The organism is Mesorhizobium sp. LCM 4576 (genome assembly GCF_001854815.1).
Lineage (GTDB): Bacteria > Pseudomonadota > Alphaproteobacteria > Rhizobiales > Rhizobiaceae > Mesorhizobium > Mesorhizobium plurifarium.
In genome coordinates, this window is the sequence record NZ_MDDT01000016.1 from 151,930 (window position 1) to 165,378 (window position 13,449).

The 13,449-nt window shown below is 65.2% G+C and carries 9 protein-coding genes; 3 read left to right on the forward strand and 6 right to left on the reverse strand.

Annotated features, from left to right (window positions below):
- Nucleotides 1-86: 86 nt before the first annotated feature.
- Together LCM4576_RS08485 and LCM4576_RS08490 are read left to right on the forward strand one after the other, a co-directional pair.
- Nucleotides 87-521 carry a hypothetical protein gene (locus LCM4576_RS08485; RefSeq protein ID WP_071031675.1) on the forward strand — a complete coding sequence of 145 codons (435 nt, stop codon included), beginning with the start codon at nucleotides 87-89 and terminating at the stop codon, nucleotides 519-521.
- 378 nt (nucleotides 522-899) lie between these two features.
- Nucleotides 900-2,975, forward strand: a complete 2,076-nt coding sequence (locus LCM4576_RS08490; RefSeq protein WP_083361350.1) for a bifunctional diguanylate cyclase/phosphodiesterase — start codon at nucleotides 900-902, stop codon at nucleotides 2,973-2,975.
- Between the two features lie 306 nt (nucleotides 2,976-3,281).
- Here the strand turns inward: LCM4576_RS08490 and LCM4576_RS08495 are convergent, their stop codons facing one another.
- Nucleotides 3,282-5,594 carry a glucose/quinate/shikimate family membrane-bound PQQ-dependent dehydrogenase gene (locus LCM4576_RS08495; RefSeq protein WP_071031676.1) on the reverse strand — a complete coding sequence of 771 codons (2,313 nt, stop codon included), beginning with the start codon at nucleotides 5,592-5,594 and terminating at the stop codon, nucleotides 3,282-3,284.
- Between the two features lie 177 nt (nucleotides 5,595-5,771).
- Here LCM4576_RS08495 and LCM4576_RS08500 point away from each other — a divergent pair, with 177 nt between their 5' ends.
- Nucleotides 5,772-8,420 (forward strand): ATP-dependent helicase, encoded by a 2,649-nt coding sequence (locus tag LCM4576_RS08500; RefSeq protein ID WP_071031677.1) that lies wholly within the window; start codon nucleotides 5,772-5,774, stop codon nucleotides 8,418-8,420.
- 6 nt (nucleotides 8,421-8,426) lie between these two features.
- Here the strand turns inward: LCM4576_RS08500 and LCM4576_RS08505 are convergent, their stop codons facing one another.
- The 5 genes from LCM4576_RS08505 to LCM4576_RS08525 all read right to left on the reverse strand — a co-directional run bounded on the left by LCM4576_RS08505 (nucleotide 8,427) and on the right by LCM4576_RS08525 (nucleotide 13,378).
- Entirely contained in the window at nucleotides 8,427-9,473 is a 1,047-nt protein-coding gene (locus LCM4576_RS08505) for an ABC transporter permease (protein ID WP_071031678.1), read from the reverse strand.
- On the reverse strand, nucleotides 9,473-10,261 hold the full coding sequence (locus LCM4576_RS08510) for an ATP-binding cassette domain-containing protein (RefSeq protein WP_071031679.1): 789 nt from the start codon (nucleotides 10,259-10,261) through the stop codon (nucleotides 9,473-9,475). Before LCM4576_RS08510 ends, LCM4576_RS08505 begins: the two co-directional genes overlap by 1 nt.
- An 89-nt stretch (nucleotides 10,262-10,350) precedes the next feature.
- Nucleotides 10,351-11,358, reverse strand: coding sequence for a substrate-binding domain-containing protein (locus LCM4576_RS08515; protein ID WP_071031680.1), 1,008 nt, complete (start codon nucleotides 11,356-11,358; stop codon nucleotides 10,351-10,353).
- 83 nt (nucleotides 11,359-11,441) lie between these two features.
- A complete protein-coding gene (locus LCM4576_RS08520) occupies nucleotides 11,442-12,350 on the reverse strand; it encodes a sugar phosphate isomerase/epimerase (protein ID WP_071031681.1) in 909 nt (302 codons plus the stop codon).
- Nucleotides 12,347-13,378, reverse strand: coding sequence for a Gfo/Idh/MocA family protein (locus LCM4576_RS08525; protein ID WP_071031743.1), 1,032 nt, complete (start codon nucleotides 13,376-13,378; stop codon nucleotides 12,347-12,349). Before LCM4576_RS08525 ends, LCM4576_RS08520 begins: the two co-directional genes overlap by 4 nt.
- Between the last annotated feature and the right edge of the window lie 71 nt (nucleotides 13,379-13,449).

Here is a 13,449-nt window from a genome sequence, read left to right on the forward strand (position 1 = left end):
CATTTCCGAAAGCCTTGATGGTGCTGTCACATTAGGCGTCGAAGCTGCCCAGGCGGCTTTGATCCGAACGACGAAAGGGGAATCCCATGAACGTCCAGGACATCATCAACACCGTTGCCTCGAAGGCCGGCCTCGACGAGCCGACCACCGAGAAGGTTGTCGGCACCATCTTTTCCGTGCTGGAGCACGAGGCGGAAGGCACCAGCGTTTCATCCTTCTTCGACCAGATCCCCGGCGCCGGCGCGCTGGCCCAGAAATATGACGTGATGGCCGCCGGCGCGGCCAATTCGGGCGGCGGCCTTTTGTCGTCGCTGCAAGGGGCGCTTGGCGGCGTGCTCGGCGAAAAGGYCGGCGCCCTGATCAACGGCGTCGCCGCCCTCAAGGCCTCTGGCCTCGACATGGCGCAAATCCGTCAGGCCGGCGAGACCCTGATCAAGCAGGCCGAGGCCGCCGCCGGGCCTGACCTGACCAATCAGGTGCTGGACCAGGTGCCCAGCCTGCGGGGCCATCTCGGACTCTAAGGCATTCCGCACCGGTCTTGCCGGATCAGCCCATTCGGCGACCAGACTGATTGCCTGCGTCCGGAGGCGGATCGCACGGGAAATCCACCGGGCGCGACCAGGAATATCGATATTTTAGAACTACCGTACATGCTCCGGAAACCATGCTCATGGCTTCCGAGGCTCCCGTTAATTGCCATTAACCACCTATTAGAAGTTGCATACGATTGTGCTGATTGAACTATCGGTATCCGCATTGGGGGCGGCTGCCTTTCATCGCCTGTGTCAAACCCCTCGCCCGGATATGGCAATCGGCCGTTCGCGCTGACGGACGCCGGGCGGCCGCTTGATGAGGCAAGAAGGTCCGGCACCTCCGAAAACATAGAGGGCTATCCGGCCATGATGCGCGTCATCTCCTGCGTGACGGTCGACCATAATTTATGGCTCGTCCTCGTCGCGGCGCTGGTCTGCGCTGCGGGCTGCTGGGCGACCATCAGGCTCTTCCTGCGGGCGCATGAGGCCGAGGGGCTGCAGCAGGTCGGCTGGCATTTCCTGACCTCGGTCTGCGCCGGATCATCGATCTGGTGCACGCATTTCATCGCCATGCTGGCTTACRATCCCGGCGCCSMGATCACCTTCGACCCGGTGCTGACGATCGCCTCGCTCTTCATTRCCATCACTGGCACGGCCGCCGGCTTCATCGCGGCGACGACCCACGCTCCGCGCAGTGCCCCGATCGTCGGAGGCGTCATCGTCGGCCTGGCGATTTCCGGCATGCACTACACCGGCATGGCCRCCTATCATGTCGACGGCATCGTCGAATGGAACACGACCTATATTGCCGCCTCTGTCCTGCTCTCCGTGGTCTTTGCCTGCCTCGCCGTCAGCGTCGCCCTGAACGAACGGTTGTCCGGCCGCAACTATTGGGCCGCGGCCGTCCTGGTGCTGGCCATCGTCAGCCTGCATTTCACCGCAATGGCGGCGGTGCAGGTGACGCCGTTGGTGACGCGCGGGGCCGCCACCGATTCGCTGGCCTTGCATGCGATGGGGCTCGGCGTCGCCGTTGCCGGCCTGATCATCATCGGCACAGGCCTTGCCAGCTATCTGATCGACGACCGGACGCGCACGGAGGCCTTTCAACGCCTGCATCATCTGGCGATGAACGACACGCTGACCGGCCTGCCCAACCGCGCCAACTTCAACGATCATCTCGACCGCGAGATCGACCGCGCCGGCGAACTTGGCGGCAAGGTCGCGGTGGTCGGCATCGATCTCAACCGCTTCAAGGAGATCAACGACATCTGGGGTCATGGCGCCGGCGACCAGACCTTGAAGGATCTGGCCGAGCGCATGGGCGCGCTGCTGCAGGAAGGCGAATTCGTCGCCCGTCTCGGCGGCGACGAGTTCGCCGGCGTCAAGCGTATGAAGAGCCAATCGGACCTTGTCGATTTCATTTCGCGCCTTGAAGCGGCGCTCTTCGCGCCGGTCAGGATCGGCGATATCGAGACCGCCACCGGCGCCAGCCTCGGCGTCGCCATCTACCCCAATGACGCGCACAACCGCGAGACGCTGGTCAACAATGCCGACCTCGCCATGTATCGCGCCAAGGCGAACATAACGCAGAACGTCTGCTTCTATGAGCAGGCCATGGACGAGGCCATCCGTGCCAACCGGACTTTAGCCAACGACCTGCGCGACGCTGTCGAGAACAGCCAGCTCGACCTGCACTATCAGGTCCAGACGTCGGTCTCGACCGGCGACATCCGCGGCTATGAGGCGCTGCTGCGCTGGAAGCATCCGACCAGGGGCAACATTTCCCCGGCCGAGTTCATTCCGCTGGCCGAGGAGAACGGGCTCATCCTGCCGCTCGGCGAATGGGTGCTGCGCACCGCCTGCGCCAAGGCCGCCTCTTGGGATCATCCTTACAAGGTCGCGGTCAATCTCTCTCCGGTCCAGTTCGCTCATGCCGACCTGCCGAAGCTCGTCCACGAGATCCTGCTCGAGACCGGGCTCAAGCCGAGYCGGCTGGAGCTCGAGATCACCGAAACCACCATCATCGCCGACAAGATCCGCACCTTGAACATCCTGCGGCGGATCAAGGCGCTGGGGGTCACCATCGCCATCGACGATTTCGGCACCGGTTATTCCTCGCTGGAGACGCTGCGCGCCTTCCCGTTCGACAAGATCAAGCTCGATCGTTCTTTCATGTCCGAGGTCGAAACCAGCCCGCAGGCCAAGGCCATCATCCGCGCCGTCCTGGCGCTCGGCCAGAGCCTGCACATCCCGGTGCTTGCCGAAGGCGTCGAGACGCACAGCCAATTGTCGATCCTGCGCGCCGAAGGCTGYAACGAGGCGCAAGGTTTCCTGCTCGGCCGTCCGGCGCCCTTCRGCGAGATTTTCGCGCTGATGCATAACCAGGAGATTGGCGGCGCCGCAAACCGGCAGGCCGTCCGACAGGCTGTTGCTGTTGCATAGCTGAAACCTCCGCGCCGTCGTCATCCACGGGCGGAGCAAGGAGCGAAGCGACGCGGCGCAGACCCGAGGATCCATGCCGTGACGCCGAGGCGTTGCGACGGTCCAGAATTTCCGCACCGCTGCACCCTTCGGTCGATGTAACGGAATGGATCCTCGGGTCTTCGCTCCGCTTCGCGTCGCTCCGCCCGTGGATGACGACGTCGCGGAGGCTTCGGCCGATCTCCAGCATATGCGGAACAAATGGCTGGACGCTTATGGGGCCGGAAGCGCAAGAAACCACCGTTTGCAGACCGGCCCCACCTGAATTTATTTGGGCAGCGTATAGGCCATCACGTAGTCACCCGGCTTGGTGCCGACCGAGCCATGCCCGCCGGCGACGATGACGACGAACTGGCGGCCGTCGGCGACCGTATAGGTCATCGGCGTCGCCTGGCCGCCGGCCGGCAGCCGCGCCTGCCAGAGCTGCCGGCCGGTGGTGAGGTCGTAGGCGCGCAGATAGTCGTCGACCGCCGCGCCCAGGAAAGCGACGCCGCCCGCCGTGATCATCGGCCCGCCAATGCCCGGAACGCCGACCTTGAGCGGCAGCGGCAGCGGCGTCATGTCGTAGACCGTGCCGTTGCGGTGCTTGTAGGCGATGTTGCCCGTCTTGAGGTCGACGCCGGCGACATAGCCCCAGGGCGGCGCCTGGCAGGGGATGCCGAGCGGCGACAGGAACGGCCCCATCACCACCGCGTAAGGCGCGCCCTCGTTGCGGTTCAGTCCCTGCTCGCTGCCCTTGGTGTCGCCCGGCGGCGGCACGTCCGCGCGCGGGACCAGCTTGGACGTGAACGCCAGGTAGGTCGGCATGCCGAACATCACCTGCCGCACCGGGTCGACCGCGACGCCGCCCCAGTTGAAGACGCCGAAATTGCCCGGATAAACCAGCGAGCCCTGCAGCGAGGGCGGCGTGTAGCGCCCCTCATAGCGCAGTCGCTTCAGTTCRATCCGGCACGCCAGCTGGTCGAACATGGTGATGCCCCACATGTCGGCGTCGGTCAGCGGTTTCGGATTGAAGGAGAGATCAGAGGCCGGTTGCGTCGCCGAGGCCTGGTCGCCCTCGATCGCGCCGCCGGGCGCCGGCACTTCCTTCACCGGAATGATCGGCTCGCCGGTGCGCCGGTCGAGCACGTAGAGGTCGCCCTGCTTGGTCGGCCCGACCAGCGCCGGCACGACGCCGTTCGCCGTCGTGATGTCGACCAGCGACGGCTGCGCCGGCACGTCCATGTCCCACAGATCGTGATGCACGGTCTGCCGCACCCAGCGCAATTGCCCGGTGTTGAGATCGAGCGCGGTGATCGAGGACGAGAACTTCTCGACATTGGCGCTGCGGCCCATGCCGAGCTGGTCCGGCGTCTGGTTGCCGAGCGGCACGTAAAGCAGTCCGAGCTTCTCGTCGGCGCTCGCCGTCGACCACATGTTGGGCGAGTTGTGGGTGTAGGTTTGCCCGGCKGGCAGCGGCGTCGTCACATCCGGATTGCCGGAATCCCAGTTCCACAGCAGCGCGCCGGTGTCGACGTCGAAGGCGCGGATGACGCCGGACGGCTCCTCGGTCGAGTAATTGTCGTTGACCGCGCCGCCGACGATGATCTTGCCGGCGACGATAAGCGGCGCCGAGGTCGAATAGTAATAGCCGGACTTCGGATAGGGCATGTTGGCCATCAGGTTCAGCGTGCCACCCTCGGCGAAGGATGGGCACACCTGCCCGTTCGCGGCGTCGAGCGCGATCAGGCGGGCGTCCGACGTCGGCAGGTAGACGCGCTGCGCGCAGGGCTGGCCGGCGGCGATCTTGGCGTCGGCATAGTAGGACACGCCGCGGCAGGTCTGGTGCTGGCGGTTGTTGTCGAGCTTGATCTTCGGATCGTAGCGCCATTTTTCCTTGCCGCTCGCGGCATCGATGGCGATGGCGAAATTATGCGGTGTGCAGATGAAGAGCGCATCGCCCACCTTTAGCGGCGTCACCTGATAGGTCGTTTCGCCGATGTCGTCGGGACCCTTCACGTCGCCGGTGCGATAGGTCCAGGCCGGCTGCAGCTTGGCGACATTGTCCGGCGTGATCTGGTCGAGTGGCGAATAGCGCTGCCCGAAAGGCGTGCGGCCGTAGAAGTGCCACTCGCCGGCCGGCATGTCGCCGCCGAGATTGGCCGCCGCCGCCACCTTTTCGGTGCCGAGCGTGCCGCCGACGTCGTGAGGATCGGCGGTCATCGAATAGCCGGCGACCGCCAGCGAGGCGAGCACGGCCAGGATCAGCGGCGCGCGTCCGTCCGGCCCCCGCAGACCTCGCCTTGCCCATGGCGTCAAAAGCCAAAGCGCCACGAGCACGATGACGCCGCCGCGCGGACCGAGCTGCCACCAGTCGAAGCCGATTTCCCAGACCGCCCAGCACAGAGTGGCGAGCACGAACAGCGCATAGAGCCAGAGCGAGGTCGACCGGCGCCTGAAAAGCAGCCAGGCGGTGATCAGGAAGACCAGGCCGGCGATCAGATAGTACCAGCTGCCTCCCAGCACCGCRAGCCAGATGCCGCCGCCGCCGAGAATGAGACCGATGAGGAAGAGGACGAGGGAGGTGATGGTGACAGCCAAGACGGTGCTCCTTCGACTGTTGCGCGCTTACGGCGTCTTCCGGGGACGGCAATCCCTGCCCTGCCGGCAGCTTTCCCTCACCCGCTCCGGCTGTCAAGTTGGGGCCGGACACGCGAAACTAGAACAAAACGTAGACAGTTCTGGTCTTTCGCTCCCGAATCACTACATTCGGGAGCGATGTCGGGCTTTTCCGAGGACATGCCTTTTTTCGATGAACCGAATGCGCGGCCCGCGGCGGCCCCATCCGGCATAGCCGCGCGCGCCATGGCCGCCCGCAGCGGCCAGAACGGCGCRCCCGATTATCTGAAGGGCCTGAACCCGGAACAGCGGCTCGCCGTCGAAACGACCGAAGGCCCGGTTCTGGTGCTGGCCGGCGCCGGCACCGGCAAGACGCGGGTGCTCACCACGCGCATAGCCCACATCCTTGCCACCGGCAGGGCCTTCCCCTCGCAGATCCTGGYCGTCACCTTCACCAACAAGGCCGCGCGCGAGATGAAGCAGCGCATCGGCCACCTGATCGGTGAAGGCAATGTCGAAGGCATGCCCTGGCTCGGCACTTTCCACTCGATCGGCGTCAAGCTTCTGCGCCGTCACGCCGAGCTTGCCGGGCTGAAATCCGATTTCACCATTCTCGACACCGACGACGTGGTGCGGCTGATCAAGCAGCTGATCCAGGCCGAAGGGCTGGACGACAAGCGCTGGCCGGCCAAGACCTTCGCCCAGATGCTCGACAACTGGAAGAACAAGGGCCTCGGCCCCGATGAGATTCCGGAAGGCGATGCGCGCAGCTTCGGCAACGGCAAGGGCCGCCAGCTCTACAAAGCCTATCAGGAACGGCTGCAGACGCTGAACTCCTGCGACTTCGGCGACCTGCTCTATCACCCGATCCGCATCTTCCGCGCCTATTCGGACGTGCTGAAGGAGTATCACCGCAAGTTCAAATACATCCTGGTCGACGAGTACCAGGACACCAACACCGCGCAATACATGTGGCTAAGGCTTCTGGCGCAGCGGCCAAATGCGGGACGCTCTGCGAGTTCGCATTCGGCCGAAGGCCGCAAGCCCGACCGGGCGTCCGAGCCATTGCGAGGCCCTAGCGGAGGGCCCGCGCCGGCAGGCGCGGAACAGCCCGTGAGCGTAAATATTTGCTGCGTCGGCGACGACGACCAGTCGATCTATGGCTGGCGCGGCGCCGAGGTCGACAACATCCTGCGCTTCGACAAGGATTTCCCGGGCGCCACCATCATCCGCCTGGAGCGCAACTACCGCTCCACCGCGCACATCCTGGGCGCCGCCTCTCACCTCATCGCCCACAATGAGGGCCGCTTCGGCAAGACGCTGTTCACCGATCGCGACGACCCCGAGGACGACAAGGTGCATGTCCATGCCGCCTGGGATTCGGAGGAAGAGGCCAGGGCCATCGGCGACGCCATCGAGGCCTATCAGCGGCAGAAGCACAATCTGAACGACATGGCGATTCTGGTGCGCGCGTCCTTCCAGATGCGCGCCTTCGAAGACCGCTTCATCACGCTGGGCCTCAACTACCGCGTCATCGGCGGCCCGCGTTTCTACGAGCGCTTGGAAATCCGCGATGCGCTGGCCTTCTTCCGCGTCGTCGCCAACGGCGGCGACGACCTCGCCTTCGAGCGTATCGTCAACGTGCCGAAGYGTGGGCTTGGCGAGGCCACCATCCGCCAGATCCACGACACGGCGCGCGCCATGCGCGTCCCGATGCTGGAGGCCGCCGCCACGCTTGCCGAAAGCGACGAGCTCAAGCCGAAGCCGCGCGCGGCATTGCGTGAGGTCGCCGCCAATTTCGAGCGCTGGCAGAAGGCGCTGGAAACCACCCCGCACACCGAGCTCGCCGAGACCATCCTGGAGGAGAGCGGCTACACCGACATGTGGAAGAACGACCGCTCGGCGGATTCGCCTGGCCGGCTGGAGAACCTCAAGGAACTGATCCGCTCCATGGAGGAGTATGAATCGCTGCGCTCCTTCCTAGAGCATGTCGCTCTCGTCATGGATGCCGAGCAGAATGCCGAACAGGATGCCGTCTCGATCATGACGCTGCATTCGGCCAAGGGCCTCGAATTCGAGACCGTCTTCCTCCCCGGCTGGGAGGAAGGCCTGTTCCCGCACCAGCGCGCGCTGGATGAAGGCGGCCGCTCCGGCCTGGAGGAAGAGCGCCGGCTCGCCTATGTCGGCCTGACGCGGGCGAAAAAGAACCTGCACATCTGGTTCGTCTCGAACCGCCTGATCCACGGCCTGTGGCAATCGACGATCCCGTCGCGCTTCCTCGATGAACTGCCGGAAACCCATGTCGACGTCGCGGACGGCGGCAACTCCTATGGCGGCTACGGCAATCCCTATGGCGGCGGCTCATTCGCCTCCGGGCGCGGCGGCGGTGGCGGCCGGCAAAACCCCTATGGCGCCTCGCGCTTCGACAATATCGGCGCCAAGGACCAGGGCAGCTTCTCCAACACCTATGCTACGCCCGGCTGGCAGCGCGCGCAGGCCAACCGCACCGAGGCGACCGACCGCAACTGGGGCACCCGCTCCGGCCACCAGGTCGAGCGCATCGGCTATGGCGAAACCGACTCAGGCTACGGCGCCGGCCGCACCTCGGTGAAAGGCCGCACCATCGAGGGCGAACTGGTCGCCAAATCCGTCGCCGACACGCCGTCCGCCTTCAATGTCGGCGACCGCGTCTTCCACCAGAAATTCGGCAACGGCAACATCGCGGCCATCGACGGCAACAAGCTCACCATCGATTTCGACAAGGCTGGGCAAAAGCGCGTGCTGGACGGGTTTGTCGCGCCGGTGTGACCCTCCTCACCTGTACCTTGCCTGGTTCCACTTATGGCCGAGCAGCGACAGGATGATGATCAGCCCGTTGAAGAACTGGACGTAGAAGCCGCTAAGGCCCGCTGCCACGACGCCGGTTTGGATGAACGACACCGTGACCGCGCCGATCGCGCCGCCGACGACGGTGCCGATGCCGCCCCAGGTCGGCGTGCCGCCGACGAACACCGAGGCCAGCACGGGCAAAAGATAGCCGTCGCCCGCCGTCGGCCACCAGGTGAAGTTGATCATCACCGAGAAGGTGCCGGCGATGGCGGCGCCGATACCGACGAAGACGAACACCTTCACCCGCACCCACTTGACGTCGATGCCCATCTGTTTGGCGCTGTCGGGGTTATCGCCGACCACCTTCACCTGCGCGCCAAAGCGGTGCCGGTTGAAGAGCAGCGCCGAGAACACGACGAAGGCGATCGCCCAGAAGATCTGCACCGGAATGCCCCAGATTTGGCTGGAGAAGATCCTGTAGGCTGCGCTGTCGGCCAGATTGGTCAGCGCCGTCGACTTGCCCTCGTTGATGATCTGGATYAGGCCGCGCAGCAGGAAGTTCATGCCGAGCGTGGCGATCAGCGACGACAGCCMGCCATAGACGACCAGCGAACCGACCAGGAAGCCGAGCAGCGTGCCGGTGACGAGCGCGGCCGCGATGCCGACGAACGGATCGTAGCCGGCCTGCACCACCAGCGCGAAGACCCAGGAGGCGAAACCCAWCGTCGCCGGGAACGACAGGTCGATCTCGCCGCAGGTGACGACGAAGACCAGCGGCACCACCACGAACAGCGCCACGGGAAGCGTCGTCAGCACCGAGCTATAGAGATACCAGGTGGTGAAGACGGTTGGGTTGGCGATCATGAAGACCGCCATCATCACGATGAACACCGCGAGCGTGCCGAGCGCTGCGCGGTTGTCGAGGACGAAGCCGCGCAGCYAGTGATTGGACGGATGGCTCCATTCCTTGGTGGCCTGGCCACTTGTCCTTCCCAGAGGAGTCTCCAGATCGGGTTCCATGGCTTTGCTCATCAGGCTCTCTGCTCCGCGTCCTCGTGCAGCCCGGGCAAGCCGCCGGRATGCGCCACGTCTTCCATGAAGTTGATGAGGTCTTCGGCCGACTTGACCTCGGTGCGGTCGGCGGTCAGCGCCACCTTGCCGCGGTCGAGCACCACGAAACGGTCGGCGATGTCGAAGACATGGTGGATGTTGTGGCCGATGAACAGGATCGAGCGGCCGCTCGCCCGCACCTGGCGCACAAAGTGGAACACCTTGGCGGTCTCGGTCAGCGACAGCGCGGTCGTCGGCTCGTCGAGGATGRTCAGCTCAGCCTGCTTGTAGATGGCGCGCGCGATGGYCACGCCCTGCCGCTCGCCGCCCGAAAGCTGGCCGACGATCGAGTGCGGCGTGAAGACCTTCGAGGTGAAGYCGATCTCGCGCATCAGCCGGCTCGCCTCCTCGATCTCCTTGYCGACCTTCAGCCAGCCGAGAAAGCTGGTGAGCTCGCGGCCCATGAAGATGTTGCGCACGATCGTCTGCTGCACGGCCAAAGCGCGATCCTGAAATACGGTCTCGATGCCGGCGTCGCGCGAGCGCGCCGCGCTCCATCCGCTGACCGGCTTGCCGCGCACCAGGATCTCGCCGCTGGTCGGCTTGACCACGCCGGACAGGATCTTGATCAGCGTCGACTTGCCGGCGCCGTTGTCGCCGATCAGCCCGACAACCTCGCCACGATCAACGCTGAGGTTGACGCCGCCCAGCGCATAGACCTGGCCGTAGGATTTCTTGATGTCRCGCAGTTCGATGATGCGTTCGCTCATGCGATCCTCGCTTGAATTGCCTGTTCTGCCAGCCTCTGTCTGCCAGCGGTCCCGCCGGCCGGGTTGGGTCCGGCCGGCGGCCTGGGAGGTCAGCGCAGTGCCTGCTTGGCGAGCTCTGAGACGATCTCATAGTTCTGCGGCGTGACGAAGCCGGCGCCGGTGTCCACATTCATCGGGGCCAGCCCCAGCACCACCTGCTGGCAGAGGCTCAAGATGGGCAGGTAGCCCTGCAGGAACGGCTGCTGGTCGGCCGTCAGTTGCACCCAGCCGCCCTTGAAGGCCTCGACGATCTGCGGGCTGGTGTCGAAGCCGAAATTGAAGATGTCGCCAGGCTTCCTGCCCRCCGCCTGCATGTAGGTGGCGACATTGCCGAGCATCTGGCCGCCGGGATAACCGACCGCCTTGACGCCGGGATTGTTGAGCAGCGCGGCAGTGATCGGCGGGATCGCGAGATTGGGATCGGCTGCCCATTCGGTTTGTGAATTGATCTGAATGACATCGACGCCGGCCTCCTTCAGCGCGGCGACCGTCCCGCGCTCGCGCGCGCCGCGGCTCTCGTTCTCGAACGGGCCGATCATGATCGCCTTGTCGCCGGCCTTCAGCCCGGCCAGCTTGAACGCCTCGGCGCCGAGCGCGCGCCCCTGCTGCTCCTGCTGCGCGCCGACATAACCGCCCCCGAACGCCGCCACCACGGTCGGCACCGGCACGTTCTGGTACATCATCTTGATGCCRTCCCTATGCGCCTGTTCGGCCAGCGGCATGATCGCCGCGTCGCCCGGATGGCCCATCATGGCGATGCCCTGGGGCTTGACGGCGACCGCCTCGCGCAACTGCTGCACCATCTTTTCGACGTCCCAACCGGAAAAGATGTAGTCGACCTTCGGCCCGAGATCGGCCGCTGCCTGCTTGGCGCCATTGTAGACGATGGTGCCGAAGGCGTCGCCCTCGGCGCCGCCGACGAAGAAGCGGATATGCACGTCCTTGCACCATTGCGCGTCAAGCGCCTGTGCCGGCAGAGTGGAGATCGAGGCGCAGAGCGCCGTGGCGGCCGCCACGACGGTCGAGCGCAGAACAGTCCTTCTGGTCGTGATGCTCATGCACGTTCCTCCCTTTTGGTCCCTCGCGATCAAGGGTTTTCGACAATGATTTGGATGGGCCRGCTCCTCCCGCCGGCCGGCACTCAGACCGGATTGGGCAGGTAGCTGTTCCCTCCCCGGCATTGCTTCAGATAATCCAGCGCCCGCGCCTGGCCGGTGATCTCCAGATCGCCGCGATAGACCGGGTCGTGCCAGCCCTCGATGTCGATGGCGCCCTTGTAGCCAGYCAGCCGCAACTCGCTGATCACCCGCGTCCAGTCGCTGTCGCCGAAACCCGGCGTGCGCATCTGCACGAAAGGCAGGCGTCCGAACACGCCATGCTCGCGGATCACGTCCCAGCGCACGGTCGCGTCCTTGCCGTGGACGTGGAAGATGCGCGGCGCCCATTTGCGGATCTGCGGGATCGGGTCGATGAGGTAGACGAGCTGGTGGCAGGGCTCCCATTCGAGCCCGAGATTGTCGTTGGGCAACTCGTTGAACATCAGCTCCCAGGCGTCCGGGTTATGCGCGATGTTCCAGTCGCCGCTCGCCCAGTTGCCGTCCATGGCGCAGTTCTCGAACGCAATGCGCACGCCCTTGTCGGCGGCACGTCTGGCCAGCGGTCCCCACACCTCGCGGAAGCGCGGCAGGCTGTCGGTCAGCTTCTTGCCGCGCAGGCGGCCGGTGAAGCCGCAGACCATGGACGTGCCGAACAGATGCGCGTTGTCGATCACCGTCTCCCAGGCTTGGAGTACGCCGCGATCGACCTCGCCGCCTTCCAGCGGATTGCCGAACACGCCGATCGACGACACGGTGACGTCGGCATCGCCGATCGCTTCGCGGACTTCGCCCGCCAGGCGCTTCAGGTCCTTGCCGCCCAGCGTCTGCCAGAAGAAAGGCTGGATGCTCTCGAAGCCGAGCGGCAGGATCYCTCTGACATAGGCGGCCGGATCGTCGAGATTGGCCCGCACCATGGTGCCGATCCTGATATCGAGAAGCGGGTTTGGCATCATTGTGCTTCCTTGGCGATTGCCACGCGCCGCCCGCTCTCCGCGCTCTCGATCGCGCCGAAGACCATGGCGAGGCTTTTGATGTTGTCGGCGCCGCGGGTCTCCGGCTCGGTGCCGGTCTCGATCGCGCGCATGAAATCCTGGATGATGCCGAGATGGCCGCCGACGCGGTCGGCCGGGTCGAGCGCCGGCACCTCGATGGCTTCCGTCTTGTCGATGATGCCGTCGCGGCCGGACGCAACCACCTCCGCCTTCAGCCCGTCATGGCCGTCCCACAACAGGCTGCCGCGCTCGGCGACGATGCGCCAACTGCCCTCCCAACTCGTGCGGAAGCCGTCGGCGCACCAGGAGCCGGCATAGGTGAAAACCTTGCCGCCGCCGAGGTCGAAAACGGCGCTGGCCGACGAGCCCTGCCGGTACCAGGAATTGGCCGGCTCCCATTCCTGGCAATAGACGCTGGCCGGCTCGCCGGCGACCATGTAGCGCGCGGCGTCGAAGGTGTGGATCGCCATGTCGAGCAACAGCACGTGGCGCATCTCCTCGCGAAAGCCGCCGAAATGCGGCGCGATGAAGAAATCGGCATRGATGCTGGTCGGCTGACCGATGGCGCCCGAGTCCAGAAACCGCCTGATCCGCCGGACATTGGCGACATAGCGCCGATTCTRCACGACCGCATGGATGCGGCCGGCGCGGCGTGCCGCATCGATAATGGCCAGCGCATTCTCGGGGCTGTCGGCCAACGGCTTCTCAGTGAGCAGGTGGCAATGATGGGCAAAGGCCGAAAGCGCCACCTCGCGGCGGGCCGCTGGAACCACAACATCGAACACGGCGTCGGGCTTCGTCTCGTCGAGCACGGCTTCAACGCTGGTTCCGATGACGGCGTTGCTGAGATCGTATTCGCGCGCCCTCGTCTGCGCTCGGTCGGCGTCGAGATCGACAAGGCCGGCAATCGCGAGCCCGTCGATCTGCCTTGCGGCATCGAGCCACTGCCTGCTCATGGCTCCGCACCCGACCAGGACGACCTTCATCATCCAGCGCTCCTCCTCGCTCGGCCCCTCCAGTCCGAGTGTCACGGCATTTCCGGCATCACCGTAAACGTTTT